The organism is Terriglobus roseus DSM 18391, from assembly GCF_000265425.1.
Taxonomy (GTDB): Bacteria; Acidobacteriota; Terriglobia; order Terriglobales; family Acidobacteriaceae; genus Terriglobus; species Terriglobus roseus.
Map to the genome: position 1 here is coordinate 4,069,251 of NC_018014.1, position 18,094 is coordinate 4,087,344.

The window sequence follows — 18,094 nt, forward strand, 5'->3', positions numbered from 1 at the left end:
AACGTGACGCCCTACCCTTTCGCCCTAAAGCCACGAAAGGACAGGGACTCGTTATGACGAAACGCTACTTCGGCGATGGCTCCCCGTTGATCATCTGATCGGTAGCTTTGCTCATCTGCGCGGTCCGCTCCAGCTTGTCCCAGCTAAACGGCCGGCCATCGATCACACGCTTCACCGTCTTGAACAGCACCACGCTGAACACCTGCCGATACGTAAACCGCTGGATCCAGATATGCATCAGCAGCCACGCATCACCCTTGCTCGCCGGGTGCTTCCGCTCCAGCATGAACGCCAGTGCCGACGCAGAGAAATCGATCAGCATGAACGCCAGGAAGAAGTACAGCAGCTTGACGAAGTCCGCACCACTCGCCGACTCCGGATGGAAGTGGCGGTCGTACAGGAACTTGAAGAAGCTGAAGACGAACATCAGGTCGATCAGCGGCGAAACCAGCGGCAGCATGATCTGGAAGACGATGATATTCGGCAGTGCAAACAGCCCCATCGCGCGACGCTTCGTGATAGCGCCCAGGTGCTTGAACACGGCCTGCATAATGCCGAACGACCAGCGGAAGCGCTGCCGCATCAGGCCATCCATGTTGATCGGAGCCTCGGTAAACGCCAGGGCCTGGTCCTCATAGATCACCGACAAACCCTGCTCTAGCAGGATCATCGTCAGATCCGCATCTTCCGCCACCGTATTCGAGTGATACCCACCGCCTTTGTGTACCGCCTCGGTCCGCCATGCACCGATCGCACCTGGCACAACGACAACAACGTCGAACAAATCCATCGCGCGGCGCTCGAAGTTCTGGCTGGTGATGTACTCCAGCGCCTGCCAGCGAGTCCACAGGTTCACGCGATTGCCCACCTTCGCGTTACCCGCCACAGCGCCAATCTGCGGGTTCGCGAAGTGCGGCACCAGGCGCGCAATCGCATCATGCGCAATCACCGTATCGGCGTCGATGCCGACATAGATCTCTTCATGCACGTAGCCCTGCAGCGCATAGTTCAGCGCCTCGGCCTTGCCGCCGTTCTCCTTCTTCAGCACCGTCAACCGGCCGCTTGCAATGTCTTCGGGATAAGCCTCGCGCGCGATCTCCGCCGTGCGATCCTTCGATCCGTCGTCGATGACAATGATGTGGAGGTTCTTGTACGTCGACATCATCACGCTGCGAATCGTACGAACGATCACCTTCTCTTCGTTGTAAGCAGGGATCAGCACCGCAACACGAGGCGCATAGTCAGGCCCCGCAAAGTTCTTCCGGCGACGGAAGCGATCGATGATCGCGAACAGACCGATGATGATCAACCGTCCGCTCATCAGGATGTCGCCGATAAAGAAGACCGCCACCACAAAGTGGTTGAATGCCGACATGCCGAAGAACGCAGCGGAATCCACCCACGCCAGGCGACGTTGCCGCGGCGTAAGCGGCGGCATCACCTGCGCGCGCGTCTTCCCCACCAGTTCGCTTACCGGTACAAACTCATAGCCCTTGGCGCGCAGCGTATCAATCAGCAGAGGCAGCGTTGCCACAGTGACGGCGCGGTCGCCGCCGCCATCATGCAGCAGGACGACGGAACCAGCTTTGTCCGGCCGATCCTTCATGTCTTCGATCTGCTGCAGCACACTCGCCACAATCTCCTGCGGCGTCTTCTTGGGGTGCTCATCCCAGTCGTTCGTATCGATCTTGTTGCCCACAACGATGTAGCCGCGCTGCTGCACCCGCTCTGCGGGCGCTGCCTGGTCGCTCGTGTCAGGCTCCTGATCAATCGAGTAAGGCGGTCGGAAGAACAACGGTTGCACACCCAGCTTCGCGGCGAACAGCCGCTCCGTCAGGTTCATCTGCAGATCGACTTCACGGTTGCTGATCGCGCTGATGTCGGGGTGCGTGAAGGTGTGGTTCCCCACCTCGTGACCTTCGTTGTAGACCCGCTGCATTACGCCAACATTGTTCTCGGCCTCTTCGCCGATCATGAAGAACGCGCCCTTGACGTTGCGCTTCTTCAGCACATCCAGGATCTTCGGCGTCCACTCCGGATCGGGACCGTCATCGAACGACAGCGCCAGCTTCTTCGGGTGATAACCGAAGTAGTCCACCGTGTACGACAGCGGATAGTGCGTCATCTGCTCGCTATCCACCAGCTTCGAATCTTCGTCGATCGTCAGCGTGCGATGCCCGTTCTTCGGCGAACCGGAGACATGCATGATGTCGCCCGTGCCCTCAATGTCGATGTCCCAGCCCGGCGGCACATCCGCCAGATCGGTCAGCGGATTTGCCTTGATCGGCTGATCCCAGATCCGCCACATCGACTGGTCTTCCGAACCCAGCCGCCACAATGCGAACGTCTGCAGGCCAAGCTGCCGCGCCGCACGCATCTCGTTCAGCGTCGTCACAGCATCCAGGAACCACACCTCATGCTTCTGGTGGTTGTCCTCATCCACATAGCTGTAGTGCGGATTCATCGTGGCATCGTCCAGATCCACTTCCGATCCGGAGTCGGACGCGGTCTGCCACACCTCCTGCGTCGAGCGATTCTCCACGCGCACCACGGACGACTTGAACGGCGGCGTCTTCGGTGCGCGCTTGCCTTTCTTCACCGCTGCGGGCTCCGGCGGCATCGTCATCGTCCACTCGTAGCCGTAGCTGCCGATGGCGCAGATCATCTTGTCCTTCGGCACCTGCTTCATCACGTTCTGCAGGTTCTTCAGGAACCAGTCCTGCGATGCAATCGCGCCCGGCTGGCTCTCCGTCTGGTGCTGGTCGTAGTTCATCAGCAACAGACCGTCGGAGTTGTCCGCCATGAATTTCAGATCCCAGTCGTCGTCCTGCACGGGTGTATTCACGTACAGCTTCAAACCCTTCGCATGCAGCGCCGCATACAGCGAAGCAATCAACTGCCGGTAAGCCGGCTGCGCCGAGGTCGGGATCTCTTCAAAATCAAGCGAGATGCCGTGATAACGCGAGTTCGACGACAGGAAGCGCATCACCTGCGCCTGGAATCGCGCGCGCGCTGCAGCATCCTGCAGGAACGCGCCAACCTCCGGCATGAAAGCGTTCTTCAGAATGTCGTTGTTATTGACCAGCGGAAAGATTTCCGTGTTCGAACCAGACTCCACGATGGTGCGCTGCACCTTCGTCTCGATGTCCACGCCATGCACACCGGTGCCATCCACCACATCAAACGGCTTGTTGTCCGTGTTGTACGCGGTCAGCTTGCCGTCCGGAGTAATGACATGCAGCCACTCCGGAAACAGAAGGTCGATCTGCTTCACATGCTGCTTTAGCGAACTGTAGCTCGCCGCGTCCCAATCCACGTAGTACGCCGCACGCAGACCTTCATCTGCATTCAACGTCACATCCGACGGCTTGCGATCCGTCTTGCGGTGCGCCGAGCGCGACTTCTTCGCCTTGTCTTCCGGCACCGGAGGATTATTCAGCGCACGATAGTTGTGCTTCGGCGTGTCCAGCAACAGCGACGGCAACGGCCGCATGCGCAGCACGCCCAGCACGAACATAATGAACGTCAACAGGCCAACGGCCGCTGAAATATCGAGAATGCGACGCAGCCGCTTCCAGCGGCGCTTCTTCTCGTCGTAAAAAATTGGCTTCGTTCCCTGTTCGGCCATGTCCAACACGTATCCTAACGCCCACCGCACCTTTCGCGGCATCGCTCGGCTTCCCGGCGCGTCTTTCCGCCACCCGATGCACCATGACGTTTTGGAACGATATGATGCAAATCAATGCAGGAGGCCCACTTACCAGGCGAAGAAGATGAACACGCACGGCGCCCATTCCGCCTTGTTGCGGCGCTCCTGCTGCTCTGCGGCTTCGCCCTGCGCTTCTACTTCCTGCAGGCGCACGGCTTCCTCGCCGGCGACTCCATCCTCTATCAGGACATCGCGCAGAACTGGCTCCACGCGCACATCTACGGCCTCTCCACCGACTTCGCGCCGCGCCCCACACTCATCCGCCTGCCCGGCTACCCGGTCATCCTCGCCGCATGCGCCTGGGTATTCGACCGCTACCTCCAGGCCGATCTCGCAACGCTGCGCAGCTTCCTGCCCGTGCTCTGGCTCCAGATCCTCGCAGACCTGGCCACATGCTGCCTCGTCGCCGCCATCGCCCGCCGCACCCTCGGTCGCAGGGCAGCCCTCGCTGCCCTCGCCATGGCCTGCCTCTGCCCCTTCACGGCCAACTACACCGCCGTACCGCTGACCGAGACCTTCACCCTCTTCTTCCTTTCACTGAGCTTCTGGTCGCTGCAGCGCTGGCTCCATCAACGTGCCACAAAGTTCATAGCGCTGCTCGCACTCTCACTCGCCTGCAGCATCCTCCTCCGACCCGATCAGGGCCTCCTCGCAGCAGCGATCCTACCCGTGATCTTCTTCGCACACGCAAGCAGGCACACGCTTCAGTCCCGCCTGAAGCCACTACTGCTCTGCATACTTCTAGCCGCGCTGCCCTTCGTGCCGTGGACCATCCGCAACTACCGCACCTTCCACGTCATCCAGCCGCTTTCACCCAAGCTGGCCATCGACCCCGGCGAGACCGCACCCGTCGGCTTCCAGCACTGGTTCCGCACCTGGGCCATCGACTTCAGCGCCACGCAAGACGCCTACTGGAAGTACCCCGAAGAGACCGTGCTGATCGACGACCTGCCGACCCGCGCCTTCGATTCCGCCGCGCAGCGCGCACAGACGGCAGCTCTCCTGAACGAAACCGCCACCACGCACAAGCTCAACCCAAAGGTCGAAGCCGCCTTCGCAGCCCTCGCAAGCCAGCGCTGCGCAGCACACCCAATAGCCTGTTACCTCATCCTGCCCGCGGCACGCCTCACCAACATGCTGCTGCATCCGCGCACCGAGATGCTCCCCATCGCCGAGCGCTGGTGGCAGTACCGCCTCCACCCAAAGCAGACGATCTTCGCCTGGCTCTACGCTGCACTCAACCTCGCCTACTTCGCCGCGGCCATCGCAGGCTGGCGCAAAACAAGCAGCGCCAGCAATCTGCTGGCGCTGTCCATGCTTGCCTACATCCTGCTACGCTGCGCGCTTCTGTTAACGCTCGACAATGCCGAGCAGCGCTACACGCTGGAGTTCTTCCCGCTGCTGATCTTCTTCGCCAGCAGCCTCTACACACGCGCTGTGCGAACGAGCTAGCTGCCAAACGGCTCGTCGGCCGAAGGCCCGAAGATTCCCGGCACCTTCACATCCAGCAGCCGCAGATACACCGTCAACTGGCCGCGATGATGCACCAGGTGATTCAAGAACATCGTGCGGTACAGAACGTACTTCGGACCGGTCGTAACGACATGCTCACCAAAGCGAAGCGTCCACTCCGCCTGCAGCTCTTCATCGCTCATCGAAGCCAGCTTGGTACGTAGCTCAGCACCCGCACCCGCCGCCACTTCAATCAGCTTCTCCGCGGTATGAAACTCATACTTCGGGAACTTGTGCGTAGCCATGTCCAAAACATCGGTACTCAAAATCGCCATTCCAAACATCGGCAGCGAAGCCACATGAACCGCCAGATGATTCAGCGCGAACGACTTCTCATGCGGCTTCCAGGTAGCCTTGTCGTCCGGCACACGCTCCAGCACCCGGCGGGTGCTGATGGCCTCACTGTCGAAATCGCACAGCAGTACTTCTGCAATCGTCATCGTGATCTCCCGGACGTTCGGACTACATGCCCGTTACGTTGTAACCACAATCCACATACGTAATCTCACCGGTAATGCCACTGGCAAGAGGCGACAGCAGGAACGCCGCCGTGTTACCAACCTCGGCCGTCTCCACATTGCGATGCAACGGCGCACGCTCTGTCACCGTGTCCAGAATCTTGTTAAAGTCGCCGATGCCACGCGCCGCCAGCGTCTTGATCGGCCCCGCCGAAATCGCATTCACACGAATCCCCTTCGGCCCCAACGAAGCCGCCAGGTAACGCACCGTGGCCTCCAGCGCAGCCTTCGCCACACCCATCACGTTGTAGTTCGGGAAGACCTTCTCCGCACCGTAGTACGTCAGCGTCAGGATGCTGCCACCCGCACTCATCAGCGGCTCCAGCGCACGCGCCACAGCCACCAGCGAATACGCACTCACATCCAGCGCAACGCGGAAATCATCGCGCTTCGTCAGCAGAAAATCATTCTTGATCGCATCCGACGGTGCAAACGCAACCGAGTGCACCACGATGTCGACCGTCCCGTAGGCAGCCTTCAACTCTTCCGTAACGCGCTCAATCTCTTCATCGACCGACACATCGCACTGAAAGCTCTTCGCGTCATTCAGCTCCGGCAGCAGGGCATCCGCTTCCTTCTTCAGGCGCTCGCTCTGGTAGCAGATCGCAACCTTCGCACCAGCCTCATTCAGCTTCTGCGCAATTGCCCACGCAATCGAGCGCTTGTTCGCCAGCCCAAACACAACAGCGGTCTTACCCTTCAGATCGATCATGATTCGCTTCCCTCTCGCACTCGTTCCTTCACAGTCGTCATCCCGAGTGCAGCGAGGATCCCGACGACTTCAAAAATCGAACAATCCTTACGCAATCAGCCAGTCATACTGCTCATCACTCAACGGCACCACCGACAAACGAAACTGCCGGAACATGATCGATCCCTGAAACACCCCTGCCTCACGAATCGCAGCCAGTGGCTTCGGCGTCTTCAGCCGCTTGCCCACCTTCAAACGCACCGCAGGATTCTTCGGATCGGTCGCATCCACGCTCAACACCGTGGCCGTACCAACCGCTTCCTTACCCACATTCGAGTGGTAAATGATGCACTTCTCGCCCTTCTTCATGTTGCGAAGGGTCATGAGCGCCTGCGGGTTCTTAATACCATCCCAGATGGTCTCGCCATCACGCTGCAGGTCGTCGTAGGAGTACTTGTCGGGTTCAGATTTCAACAGATAAGGCATCGAGTTCTCGTCGATGAGAATACCAGCCCGCAGACGCAGCGCGGCAATTTAGCCGTCCAGATCGACCGTCTCGACATGCTCAATCGCCCGTCCCAGAAACGACGGTCCTAACCGCGCAAACTTCGCCGCAGAGTCCGTCGCGAAGAACCGTATCGCCGGCTCAACACCCGTATCCGCAACCGCATCCGGCAACACCAACGCCGTCCGCCGCGCAGTCGCCTCGGCAGAATCCACAATCGGCACATTCCCCGCGATCCGTTCCACCACGCGCCCCAGCAACGGCCGCAGCAGCGGGTAGTGCGTGCACCCAAGCACAATCGCCGCCGGCATCTCCTCCGTCAATGACAGCGCCTCCCGCAGATACACCTCGGCAATCTGCTCCGTAATACTGCCGTCGATCCAGCCCTCTTCCACCAGAGGCACAAATAACGGGCAGGCCTTCTCCACCGCGCTCAACCCGGCAGCCGCACAAGCCTGCGCATAGGCGTGAGACGCAACGGTCGCCTCCGTAGCCAGCACCACCGCCGTGCCACCCGCCGGCGCAATCGCCGCAGCAGCCTCGGCCCCCGGGCCGATCACACCCACCAGCGGCACCGGCGCACTCGCCTGCAGCGACGGCAGCGCCAGCGCGGACGCCGTATTGCAGGCAATCACCACCAACTGCGCGCCGTGGCTCACCAGCTCAAAGATCGCTGCGTGCGTGTACCGCGTAATCATCGCCTGCGACTTCGACCCGTACGGCAGATGCGCCGTGTCGCCCAGGTAGACAAAGTCTGCGCCAGGCAGATGCTTCAACAACTCCCGCAACACCGTCAGGCCGCCAAACCCTGAATCGAACACCCCAATAACCGGCCGCTCACTCACTCGGTTTACCCGCCGGCGCCGTCACCGTACTGTCCACGTCGTAGGTCCGGTCCAGCTCCACATTTCCCGCCAGCGTCGCACGCGGACGCCCCTCAACCAGAAAGCGCACCTTCGTAATCTCCGGCAGATTCGTATGCAGCGTCCCCACGATCGACTGGATCGTCAGCGTCTCCGACGTGATCCCCGGCGGATGCGCCTCGACCCACGCTCCCCGCAGGTTCACCACCGCCAGCTCGCCGCTCGCGTGCGTCAGCGGATCGGCATTCTCTTCCTTGCTTGGCAAGGTCCCCGAATTCAACACAGACGCTCCCAGCGGCAGGTTCACCAGGAACACGTCGTCCACGGCAATCCCGCCACCCACCACATGCTTCGCACGCGGCAGCGTGTACTCCGCCAGCAGATGCTCCAGCAGCGCACGTGCACGCACCGCAGACTGCTGCGGCAGCGCGATCGACCGCGTCGTCGGCGTAATCGTCCCATCCGCATCGTTCGCCAGGTCCAGCGTCACGTCCTCTGACGCGGAGTACACCGGCGCCTCAATCGGTGTGTTGTCGGCATTCTTCACCTCCGCAAAGTTGCGGCGATGCATGTACACAAGAAACACCGCCATCAGGACGGAGCTGCCCAGCAAAACGGCAAACAGGATGCGCTGATACTTCGAGATCACTGGTTCGTCCCCGCGGGTGCCACAGGAACAGGCCTGGGCACAACTGGCTTCGGCGCCACCGGTTTCGGTGCCACTGACTTCGGCGTCGTTGACGGAGTTCCAATGGCGGCAGGAGCAGCCGCTGGCTTAGGCACTGTCACCGGCTTCGGTGCGCTCGGTGTCGTCGAAGGACTCGTAGCCGTGGCAGGCTTCGCCACGCCGTCCGTCACAGGCTTCGGCGGTGGAGGAGGAGGCGGTGGCGGCATCATCGAAGCCACCTTGTTTCGCCAGGAAAGCATCGATCCCGCTATCACCTCGGCCACCTTGTTCTGGTAACTGGGATCCTCCGGGCCGGTTCCATCCTTCTGCGGCGAAACCTCCACGGCCACGGCCGGGCACTGCATATTGTCCAGCGGCCGCATCCACGTGGTGCCGGAGGATATGGGCAGCCTCGATCGCCCAAACGCAGTCGACAACTCACCAGCCATGGCCCGCGAACGATCCGCGTAAGCAGCCTGCGCCTGGTCCCAAAGCGCAGGCACAGACGGATCAGGATTCACCTGGGGCATCGACGTCGTATAGAGATGCACCCCGGTACCAGCCGTCGAAGCATGCAGCAAAACACAAGCGATGGGATGGGTCGTATTTGCCAGCGCCGCGCGTGCGTCATTGCTGGTATCCGCATCGGTCTCACGCGTCAGCTCCACAGCGAACCCGCGCGCACGCAGCAGCGACGCCAGCCGCGAGGCCATCTGCAGCGTCACCTGCTTCTCATCGGTGCGGTCCGCAATCCGGCCGCCAGTCTCAGCACCGCCCCGCGCAGGGTCCAAAAGGACCAGCGGCTGCTGCGCAAATGCAAGGGCGCTGGAAAACAAAACAACGGTGGAGAAAAGGCGGGTCACGGCTAAGTGATTGTAGCGGGTGGCTTCCGGTTGCCTCGCAACGCCGATGCCGCAGCAAAAGCCGGGGGCCCCGTTCTTTTGCGAAGCAATAGGGTGAGTTATCGCGCGAAGGCGCGACCGCAACGCCTGGCGCAGCAGATTCTTATCCCTGCAGAACGCAGGATGCGCTTACTTCAACCCAGGAGCAGGAGCAGCACCAACCGGCGCGGATCCCTTCGGAAAGTACCCGCTACGAGTCCGAACCGTCAGCTTTCCAAATCCCTTAGCCTGCACAGCCACGTGAACGGCACGATAGCCGCCCAACCGGGCTGGCTTCGTCGACGAATAAGAGATCGTGTACTGCTGCCGGATATCCGCGGCCACCTGCGCGGCAATGGCATCCACCTCTTCCAGCTTCCGCGGAAAGTAAGCCACGCCGCCCGTCTGCTCCGCCAGCGTCTCCAGAACACGCTTGGCATGACGGCTCTCGCGCTTGTCCTCATCCGGCCCAAACAGTAGACCAACGCAGTAGATCGTCGGTCCGTCCAATTCCTGCACGCGGCGGATCGTCTCTTCTAGCGTCGAGCTGGAAGCGTTGTCATCGCCATCCGTAATCAGCAGCAGTACTTGCTTCGGCTGCTTCGCATTGCGCGACAGATAGTCGGCTGAAGCCACCACCGCGTCGTACATCGCGGTCCCGCCGCTGGCCTTCACGTACGCCAGGCCCTCTTCCAGCTTCTTGATGTCATGCGTAAAGTCCGCATCGATAAACGGGTCAAAGGCAAAGTCCACCAGGAAGGCCTCATCCTGAGGATTCGACAGACGCACAAGGTCCAGCGACGCCTTACCAACGGCGGCGCGCTTGTCATACATGGAACCCGAAGCATCGATCAGGATGCCCAGCGATACCGGCAGATCCTCATGCCGGAAGCTGGCTACCGTCTGCGGCACGCCGTCCTCGAACACCTGGAAGGCATCGCGCGGCAGCGTCTGCACGGCGCGTCCATTTCCATCCAGGACACTGGCGTTCAGCCGGACCTCGCCGACCTCGGTACGCAGCGTATACGTACTGCCGGACCGCTCCACATTTGCCCCACTCGGGGCCTGCGGCGCAGTCGCACCCGCCGCTGCAGCAGCAGCAGGCGCAGCACCATCGGCATCCGGCGAAGGCACAGGATCGCGATCGACCGTGAGAGACGGCACGACAGGCGTCGCCTGTTGTGCGTGTCCTGCGGCGAAGGGACTAGCCAGAATTGTGAACAGCATGGGTACGGCGAAGCGGCTAATCCGAAGGTGCATAGTAACCCTGACGATTGTGAACCGAAAGCTGCGGCAGGCCGGGAGGCGGGTTCAGTTTCACCTTCAATTTACGCCAGTTGCCGTCGTGGCGCAGGTCCGTCGGCTTGTAGCCCACCACATACTCGTTCCGAAGCTCCGCAGAAATGCGCGCGGCAATGTCACCCAGCTCCGCAATATCGACCACGTGGAACAACCGTCCACCCGTCTCCTCGCAGATATCGGTCAACAGTGCCGGGCCATTCTTCTCTTCCTCGGTCGCCGCACTCTGGTCGAAGATGCCGATCGAATAGATCTGTACATCGTTCTCACGCACCGCCTTGCGCAGCTCACCCTCGGTATAACGTGACCGATTATCGCCACCGTCCGAGATGATCAGCAGCGCCTTGCGCTGGTGCTTCGCATCCTTCAGCTTGTTCAGCCCCAGGTACACCGCATCGATCAAAGCCGTGCGATTCGCCGGCTTCAGCATCACCATGCGCGCATCCACGTCGTCCACATTGCTGGTGTAGTCCACAACAATGTTCGGCCGGTCGTTGAACGCAACCACAAAGAACTCGTCCAGCGGATTGCTCGTACGCATGAACTCGCTCAACGCCCTCCGAGCACGCGCAAACTTATTGTTCATACTGCCGCTCAGGTCAAAGATGATCCCGATCGTAATCGGCGCATCGTCCGTCGAAAACGTCCGGATCGTCTGCGGCAGATTGTTCTCGTAGACGTAAAAATTCTCGCGCTCCAGCCCAGTGACCAGGCGGTTCTGGCTGTCTGTGACAGTCATCGGCACCAGCACCAGGTTTGCGTCCACACGAATCGTCGCGCCCGACCGCAGTGGCCCCTTGCCGTCGACGGTCTTTTCCTTCGCCGCATTTGCAGGCACCGTCGGCGTCACCGGTTTGCCCGGGGTATGAGCATTATCGAGAGGGTTTTCCTGTGCGACCGCCGCACCCACGCCCAACAACATCAGTACCAGCGCAAGCAGACACACGGTCCGGCTGGCGGACCACCTGTCCTCGAGGTTTGGTGAAGCGGTAGGCATACTATCCCTTGTCGCCAGCGTCCCGGCAGAGCCCTCGCTCTTCTATTGGACGAACCGGCCGCCGGTCTGTCTCGCCAGCGGAAGACGATTGTACGGTATGGGATGCAGTCACAGCCTGAAGCGCTTACAGCAGGATGGAAGTGTCGCCAATGCGACAACCCTACGACTAGTGAGCAGCACCCTCCGGTGCCTTCTCGCCGCCCTTCGGCTTGCTCAACAGGAACGCCAGGAAGAACATGCCGGCCGTCAGCCACGCCAGCATCCGGTACACATCCGCGTACCCCATCACAGCCGCCTGCTGGTTCATCTGGTTATAGATCGTCGCCTGAGCCGCATAGTGCCCCTGCGCGGCGCCGGCCGTGTTTCCCAGGTAGCTCCCCAGCGTCTCCACCTGCTGCTGGTACTGCTGATTCGCATAGCTCATGAAGTTCTGAAGCCGGGCCTCGTGGAAGAGCGTCCGGTTCGTCACCTGCGCGCCGCTCACCGCAATCAGAATTGACCCGCCGATGTTGCGAGCAAAGTTGATCAAACCGCTCACCTGGTTTGAAGCCTCACGCGGCAGCCCCACATAGGCCGCGTTCGTGATCGCAATGAAGCAGAACGGAATCGGCAGCACCTGGATCACGCGCAACAGCGAGTTGTGCCCAAAACTCATGTCCAGCGAAATATGCGTCGATACGTACCAGTACGCAAACGTGAAGAACACAAACGCCGTAGCCACAATGTTCCGAGCCGGCAGCTTGTCCGACAGGATGCCCGCAATCGGAGCCGCCACCAGCAGCGCCAGGCCGCCACCCGTCAGCGCCATACCAGCATTCGTGGCCGTATACCCCAGCAACTGCTGCAACAACTGCGGCTGCAGAACCGTTCCCGCATTCAGAATCCCGCCCACCAGCAGCATCAAAAAGCAGCAGATCGCAAAATTCTTGAACCGGAACAGACGCAGATTCATGATGGGATTCTCCGCCTTCCGAAGCTCCCAATAGATCAGCGCCACCATGCTGATTACGAACATCGCCGCAAAGAAGCAGATGAAGTTCGACGAAAACCAGTCGTTCTCCTCGCCCTTATCCAGCGCAATCTGCAGACCAGCCATCGCCAGCGTCAGGAAACCAACACCGACATAATCCACGCGGAAGAAGTTCTTGCGATCATGCTTGATCCAGGGCGGATCATCCACCAGCCGTGTCACCAGCAAAAACGCCAGCAAACCCACCGGAATATTGATGTAAAAGATCCAGCGCCACGAATAATTATCAGTAATCCACCCGCCCAGCGTAGGCCCGATCGACGGCGCCAGCACCGTCACCAGCGCATAAACACTAAACGCAACACCACGCTTCTTCGGCTCGAACGAGTCCGCCATGATCGCCTGAGCCATCGGCTGCAACCCGCCACCACCAAAGCCCTGCAGCACCCGGAAGACCAGCAACAGCGGCAAAGTCGGTGCAATCGCGCACAGAAAACTCGAAACCGTGAACAACGTAATGCAAAGCAGGAAAAAGTTCTTACGCCCAAAGACGCTCGAAGCCCATCCACCCAGCGGCAGCACAATCGCATTCGCCACCAGGTAGCTCGTCAGCACCCACGTTCCCTGGTCAGAACTCGCAGCCAGCGACCCCGAAATATGCGGCAACGCAACGTTGGCGATGGACGTATCCAGCACCTCCATAAACGCGGCAAGCGCCACCGTTCCCGCAATAAGCCACGGGTTTACCCTCGGTTTCCACTGTGCCTCTGCCATCTGTCCCCTGGTGTTATCTATTTCGTTCGATCACGAACCGTTCTCTTCAGATGCCTCAGGCCTCCAGAGTATTCACGCCGCATTGCGGCAGTCCCAACCCGCCCGACCGATAGAATGGTTCCGTAACCCATCGAAGGAGCTGTTCCGCACGCATGCGTATCTATCCGTTCCGCGCTCTCCGTTACAACACGGCCAAGGTCAAGCTCAGCGATGTCGTCACCCAGCCGTACGACAAGATCTCGCCGGCAATGCAGGACGCGTACTACGCGCAGAGCCCCTACAACCTCATCCGCGTCATCCTCGGCAAGCGCAACCCCGCCGACACCGACGCGGACAACGTCTACACCCGAGCCGCAAAGTCCCTCCAGGACTGGCGCCGCGAAGCCGTCCTCGTCGAAGAGCGCGAACCCGCCCTCTACGGCTACGCCCAGAAATATACCGTCCCCGGCACCTCGGAAGTACGCGAACGTCGCGGACTCATCTGCCTCGGCCACCTGTATGACTACGCGGAACAGGTCGTCTACCGCCACGAGCAGACGCTCGCCAAGCCCAAGTCCGACCGCCTCTCCCTCTTCAAGACCACCCGCACCTACTGCGAACAGATCTACATGCTCTACAGCGACCCCTCCTTCACGGTCGAGAAGCTCGTCTTCGGCAACACCACCGGCGAAGCCGCAACACCCGCCGACGAGACCGTAACCGACGAGTACGGCGTCGTCCACTCCGTCTGGCGTGTCACCGATCCGCACATCCTCAACCTCATCGTCGGTGCCCTCAGCGACAAGAAACTCATCATCGCCGACGGCCACCACCGCTACGAGACCTCCACCGCCTACGCCCGTGAACGCGCCGCCGAACTCGGCCTGCCCGACACCACGCGCCAGAGCGGCAAGTCCGAAAAGCAGGTCGGCGACTCCGACGAATCGCCCTCCAACGACGCCGACATGACCGTCGGCCCGCCGCTCCCCGTCCCCGCATTCCCTGAGGCCGCCATGATGATGACGCTCGTCAATACCGACGCGCCCGGCATCACCATCCTCCCCACCCACCGCATCGTCTACGGCCTCAAAGACTTCTCCTCCGCAGCCTTCCTCGACAAGGCCGCCGAGTTCTTCGAAGTCTCCAAGGTCGAAGCCAAGTCCGCAGCAGCAGGCTCCGACGCCGAAGGCGTAGAAGCCGCCTCCGAACGCGTGGCGCCCCTCGCCGCAACCAAGGGCGTAGCCTTCCTCGCCGTCATGAAGGACGGCACCTTCCTCCTACAGGGCAAGCCAGCAGCCATCGAAGCCGCACTCCAGCACGTCGCACCCCGCCAGCGCCCCATGGACGTCGTGCAGCTCCACGCACTCGTCCTCGAACAGCTCCTCGAACTAACCCCCGAGAGCATCCGCCAGCAGGAAAACCTCCGCTACCTCCGCTCCGCAGAAGACGCAGCAGCCCAGGTAGCAAGAGGAGAAGCCGACATCGCCTTCCTCATCAAACCCGTAACACTCGACCAGATGAAGGAAGTCTCCCTCGGCGGAGAAGTCATGCCCCAAAAATCCACCGACTTCTACCCAAAACTCCTAAGCGGCCTCGCCTTCTACGCCCTCGACTAACAACAAGCAAACCATCACAAAGCACTCGCAAGATCAACACAAAAGGGCATGGCGCAAGCCATGCCCTTCGCTCTTCCACGTAACGATCAAACGAATCAACGCAGCAATCGCGCCAAGCGCCAAAGGCGCGACCACATCTCAGACAAGTTCGAAAGCCTGGGTATGGTTTTCATCGGGGCCAAGGTGAGCGAGCGCGCAGCGCTAAGCTCCCACGGAGAAGGCAGCGCGCTTTAGCGCGCTGATTTCCATTTCAAATTATTGAGTGGCTTTAGCCGCGGCCCCGCTTATGCTGCCAGCATGAGATTCGCGCCGCAGGAAGTCCGGACCTATTTCGTCACAGCAGTCTGCGCCGAACGAAGACGAATCTTCCAAACCACTGCGAACGCCTCTCTGATGGTCGAGGTCCTACAAACGAACCGAGCCAAAAACCGCATGCAGATCCACGCCTTCGTCCTCATGCCCGACCACATGCATCTGCTCCTAACACCAGCCCCGGATGTATCGCTGGAGAAGTCCATGCAATTTCTGAAGGGCGGCTACTCCTTCCTCCTCAAGAGCAAGCTGGCCGTGTGGGAGAGAAGCTATCGCGAGCGCAGGATCATCGATGCGGCTGACTACATCGCTGCAAAACAATACATCGAGAAGAACCCTGTCGAAGCGCGAATAGTAGAGACAGCGGAAGAGTTCGAATACTCCTCTTCCGCAAGAGATCACCTCATCGACCCAACACCGCCATGGTTCCTCACCTAGACCCTACTCATACCCGCCTCGATCCAGCGGCCCAAAGGCCCTGCCCTCTCCAATTACAAGTGTCTTAAAAGCATCAGCGCGAAGCGCGAGTGCACACGGAGAAAGCAGCGCGCTTTAGCGCGCTGAAATAACCTGCTTCATACCGGTGGCTTTAGCCACGGCTCCGCTTATGCTGACCACAGAATTCGCGCCGCAACAGCGACAAAGGCGCGCCTCATAGTCTCGCGCCCCCAATGAAGTGGCCCCATCGATGCTGACACCACGACATCCGCTCATCGGCGCAATCCATAAAGAGAAAGCGCAAAGCGCGAGCTCCACGGAGAAGGCAGCGCGCTGAACAACCGCTGTTATCTCGAGCGGCTTTAGCCGCGGACGCAGCTCGACCCACTGCATCCATCACAGATTTGTCGTTTGATGGAGGAGGTAGAGCGGATAGACCCGCTTCACCTCCTCTAAATGCACAGGTCGTTGCCGATAAGCCGACTTCCCGTTACCAACTCGGGGATTTTCGAAAAGTAAACAGACTTGCCCAAGGCTAGTTTTCACTCGGCATTTCTACAGAATCGACGACGATGATATCGATGGGCTGCTTCTCTGGCGTGAGCTTTAGGCCTAGTTGCTCGTTGATGGCCGTGAACAGTGAGGGCCACTGCGCATTCGGGTCGGGGGGAGCGGGACCGTCGGGGGTCCAACGCAGTGTGAAGTCGTATCCACTGGTAAGTCCGGTCTTGTCGACTACCGGGCGGCCGGCGATTTCGGGTTCGGAAGCGAGAGACCTGACGAGGGTACTCATCAGTGCAGAGTGCCCTTCCCAATGGCCATGACCGAAGAAATTGATTCGACTTAGAGGCGTGCCTGCCTGCAGATCGTGCTCAGGCTGTGGAGATTGCAGTTTCGAGCCGCTCTTCGCTACGCGCAGTACCAGCGCCAGCATCTCGCGCGTCTCATGATGGAGCGTCAAGTGGAATCGATCGGCAAGCAGCGACCGCATCATGCTGCGGCGCTCTTCGTCGACTGCGGCCTGCGTCATCTTGCTCCAACGCGCGGCGGTCTCGGCGTCGACTTTGGCGTTGATATCGAATGCCCGCGAACCCCTCCAGGCGGGGCCACCCTCGATCTGCCCCTTGACGATGGGGCTCACGCCGTAGGCGTTTGCGACCATACCACTCAGGGTTACGCCGTCCCACTTTAGGCCGTTGGGCTGCCGCCAATACAGCGCCAGGTGTTCTTTCGCAGGGTCGCTTGGCTTCACGCTGACAACGTCGAAGCTGAGCACGCCCTGCTTAGTCTGCGCATGCACCGGAGCGGTAAGGGCGAGGATGATAGCAGTTACCAGGACGCTGCGGAGAACTCGAGGCTTACGGAGATAGCTGCGGAGCGTGAGGTAAAGGCAGAGCAACACTACGTACGCCACCGCAGGAGACAGATCCACTCGGTAGGCTATCGCTGGGCCTCCTTCGGCCCCCTGTGACTTGTCCGGTGGTCCGAATGTGGCGATGGTAGCGCGCGAGGCAACGGCATAGTGGAATTTATGGGCCGAGGACTGAACGGAACGACGAGCGCTCGAGGCGGACGTGGCGTGGCTGCCGGCATTGGCGATTTGTCCGACGCTTGGACGTGTCGCGGCTGAGAAACCTATTGAAAAGAAGAGGAGCATCGCAATGCAGGATGCCCGGATAAGTTCGAAGGCGCTTGGATTGGGTTGCGAAAGTGAAACGTACTGTCCGGATAACAGCGAGGCCTGCGCAGGTCGAGGCCCAATTGCCGAGGCAAAGAGCTGCGACGCCCATTGAAGCACAATGGATTGCAACGCATCGAGATAGAGACCCGCTGGACGATGCGTGGCGCAGGCATCGTCGAAATCAAGGATCATCTCCCGACCAAAGCGGTTGCGAAACTCTGCGGGATGCAGACCGATGATGGCTTCGTAGATACGGCGTTGCATAGTATTCATGATTGCCTTTCCTCGCGAAGGCGCAGAGCGCGGCGTGCTTCCCTCAATACGGATGACAGTCGTTCGGTTTCGGCGGATAGAACAGAGTTACCGAGATCGGTGAGATGGTACTGGCGCCGTTCGTCGGCGACTGCAGGGCGCTCGTCGACGAGACGTAGCTTCAACAGCTTCTTTAAATTGTCGTAGAGGGTACCGGGGCCAATCTTGTAAGCTCCTCCAGATTGGCGTGCGACCTCGAGCATGATGCCGTAGCCGTGTAGGTCTTCTCTGGTAAGCGCGAGCAGGACGTGCAGGGTCGCTGGCGAGAGAGGCAGAAGATCTTCGGGAGTCGGTTGCATACTTGGAAAACGATATATCGCTTTCCGAATAGATGCAATGATGAGTTATGAAACCTGTGGGGCTTGAATCC

15 protein-coding genes are annotated in these 18,094 nt (G+C 60.2%); 3 read left to right on the forward strand and 12 right to left on the reverse strand.

Features of this window, described 5'->3' with window-relative positions; genetic code table 11:
* Positions 1-64: 64 nt before the first annotated feature.
* Entirely contained in the window at positions 65-3,628 is a 3,564-nt protein-coding gene (locus tag TERRO_RS16670) for a trifunctional glycoside hydrolase family 18/polysaccharide deacetylase/glycosyltransferase family 2 protein (protein WP_041592680.1), read from the reverse strand.
* Between the two features lie 114 nt (positions 3,629-3,742).
* Here TERRO_RS16670 and TERRO_RS16675 point away from each other — a divergent pair, with 114 nt between their 5' ends.
* On the forward strand, positions 3,743-5,161 hold the full coding sequence (locus TERRO_RS16675; RefSeq protein ID WP_014786868.1) for an ArnT family glycosyltransferase: 1,419 nt from the start codon (positions 3,743-3,745) through the stop codon (positions 5,159-5,161).
* Here the strand turns inward: TERRO_RS16675 and TERRO_RS16680 are convergent.
* The 9 genes from TERRO_RS16680 to TERRO_RS16720 form a co-directional block, all read right to left on the reverse strand.
* Positions 5,158-5,661 carry a DinB family protein gene (locus TERRO_RS16680; RefSeq protein ID WP_014786869.1) on the reverse strand — a complete coding sequence of 168 codons (504 nt, stop codon included), beginning with the start codon at positions 5,659-5,661 and terminating at the stop codon, positions 5,158-5,160. The two genes, TERRO_RS16675 and TERRO_RS16680, sit on opposite strands and share 4 nt — an antisense overlap.
* A gap of 22 nt (positions 5,662-5,683) precedes the next feature.
* Positions 5,684-6,451 (reverse strand): enoyl-ACP reductase FabI, encoded by a 768-nt coding sequence (locus tag TERRO_RS16685; protein ID WP_014786870.1) that lies wholly within the window; start codon positions 6,449-6,451, stop codon positions 5,684-5,686.
* An 87-nt stretch (positions 6,452-6,538) separates the two neighbouring features.
* Positions 6,539-6,916 (reverse strand): EVE domain-containing protein, encoded by a 378-nt coding sequence (locus tag TERRO_RS16690; protein WP_014786871.1) that lies wholly within the window; start codon positions 6,914-6,916, stop codon positions 6,539-6,541.
* A 48-nt stretch (positions 6,917-6,964) separates the two neighbouring features.
* Entirely contained in the window at positions 6,965-7,756 is a 792-nt protein-coding gene (gene murI / locus TERRO_RS16695; RefSeq protein ID WP_245536132.1) for a glutamate racemase, read from the reverse strand.
* Positions 7,757-7,772: 16 nt separating this feature from the next.
* The gene (locus TERRO_RS16700) at positions 7,773-8,447 is read right to left on the reverse strand and encodes a GerMN domain-containing protein (RefSeq protein ID WP_014786873.1); all 675 of its coding nucleotides are present in this window, start codon (positions 8,445-8,447) and stop codon (positions 7,773-7,775) included.
* Positions 8,444-9,328 carry an N-acetylmuramoyl-L-alanine amidase family protein gene (locus TERRO_RS16705; protein WP_041592681.1) on the reverse strand — a complete coding sequence of 295 codons (885 nt, stop codon included), beginning with the start codon at positions 9,326-9,328 and terminating at the stop codon, positions 8,444-8,446. Before TERRO_RS16705 ends, TERRO_RS16700 begins: the two co-directional genes overlap by 4 nt.
* A 168-nt stretch (positions 9,329-9,496) precedes the next feature.
* A complete protein-coding gene (locus TERRO_RS16710; RefSeq protein WP_014786875.1) occupies positions 9,497-10,606 on the reverse strand; it encodes a VWA domain-containing protein in 1,110 nt (369 codons plus the stop codon).
* Entirely contained in the window at positions 10,590-11,642 is a 1,053-nt protein-coding gene (locus TERRO_RS16715) for a VWA domain-containing protein (protein WP_014786876.1), read from the reverse strand. Before TERRO_RS16715 ends, TERRO_RS16710 begins: the two co-directional genes overlap by 17 nt.
* Before the next feature lie 166 nt (positions 11,643-11,808).
* A complete protein-coding gene (locus TERRO_RS16720; protein ID WP_014786877.1) occupies positions 11,809-13,386 on the reverse strand; it encodes a DHA2 family efflux MFS transporter permease subunit in 1,578 nt (525 codons plus the stop codon).
* A 152-nt stretch (positions 13,387-13,538) separates the two neighbouring features.
* On the opposite strand from TERRO_RS16720, the gene TERRO_RS16725 reads away from it, so the two are divergent.
* Together TERRO_RS16725 and TERRO_RS16735 are read left to right on the forward strand one after the other, a co-directional pair.
* Complete coding sequence (locus TERRO_RS16725; protein WP_014786878.1) at positions 13,539-14,981, forward strand: DUF1015 domain-containing protein; 1,443 nt, start codon at positions 13,539-13,541, stop codon at positions 14,979-14,981.
* A 297-nt stretch (positions 14,982-15,278) separates the two neighbouring features.
* The gene (locus TERRO_RS16735) at positions 15,279-15,731 is read left to right on the forward strand and encodes an REP-associated tyrosine transposase (protein ID WP_014786880.1); all 453 of its coding nucleotides are present in this window, start codon (positions 15,279-15,281) and stop codon (positions 15,729-15,731) included.
* A 535-nt stretch (positions 15,732-16,266) separates the two neighbouring features.
* On the opposite strand, the gene TERRO_RS22305 is transcribed toward TERRO_RS16735, so the two are convergent.
* Together TERRO_RS22305 and TERRO_RS16745 are read right to left on the reverse strand one after the other, a co-directional pair.
* Positions 16,267-17,685, reverse strand: a complete 1,419-nt coding sequence (locus tag TERRO_RS22305; protein ID WP_014786881.1) for a TIGR03435 family protein — start codon at positions 17,683-17,685, stop codon at positions 16,267-16,269.
* The gene (locus TERRO_RS16745) at positions 17,682-18,023 is read right to left on the reverse strand and encodes a PadR family transcriptional regulator (protein ID WP_014786882.1); all 342 of its coding nucleotides are present in this window, start codon (positions 18,021-18,023) and stop codon (positions 17,682-17,684) included. Before TERRO_RS16745 ends, TERRO_RS22305 begins: the two co-directional genes overlap by 4 nt.
* Positions 18,024-18,094: the final 71 nt, after the last annotated feature.

Excerpts from the sequence above, each read along its gene's own strand:
- TERRO_RS16670 (WP_041592680.1), bottom strand. The coding sequence starts at position 3,628 with ATGGCCGAACAGGGAACGAAGCCAATTTTTTACGACGAGAAGAAGCGC.
- TERRO_RS16675 (WP_014786868.1), top strand. The coding sequence starts at position 3,743 with ATGCAGGAGGCCCACTTACCAGGCGAAGAAGATGAACACGCACGGCGC.
- TERRO_RS16680 (WP_014786869.1), bottom strand. The coding sequence starts at position 5,661 with ATGACGATTGCAGAAGTACTGCTGTGCGATTTCGACAGTGAGGCCATC.
- TERRO_RS16685 (WP_014786870.1), bottom strand. The coding sequence starts at position 6,451 with ATGATCGATCTGAAGGGTAAGACCGCTGTTGTGTTTGGGCTGGCGAAC.
- TERRO_RS16690 (WP_014786871.1), bottom strand. The coding sequence starts at position 6,916 with ATGCCTTATCTGTTGAAATCTGAACCCGACAAGTACTCCTACGACGAC.
- TERRO_RS16710 (WP_014786875.1), bottom strand. The coding sequence starts at position 10,606 with ATGCACCTTCGGATTAGCCGCTTCGCCGTACCCATGCTGTTCACAATT.
- TERRO_RS16715 (WP_014786876.1), bottom strand. The coding sequence starts at position 11,642 with ATGCCTACCGCTTCACCAAACCTCGAGGACAGGTGGTCCGCCAGCCGG.
- TERRO_RS16720 (WP_014786877.1), bottom strand. The coding sequence starts at position 13,386 with ATGGCAGAGGCACAGTGGAAACCGAGGGTAAACCCGTGGCTTATTGCG.
- TERRO_RS16725 (WP_014786878.1), top strand. The coding sequence starts at position 13,539 with ATGCGTATCTATCCGTTCCGCGCTCTCCGTTACAACACGGCCAAGGTC.
- TERRO_RS16735 (WP_014786880.1), top strand. The coding sequence starts at position 15,279 with ATGAGATTCGCGCCGCAGGAAGTCCGGACCTATTTCGTCACAGCAGTC.
- TERRO_RS22305 (WP_014786881.1), bottom strand. The coding sequence starts at position 17,685 with ATGAATACTATGCAACGCCGTATCTACGAAGCCATCATCGGTCTGCAT.
- TERRO_RS16745 (WP_014786882.1), bottom strand. The coding sequence starts at position 18,023 with ATGCAACCGACTCCCGAAGATCTTCTGCCTCTCTCGCCAGCGACCCTG.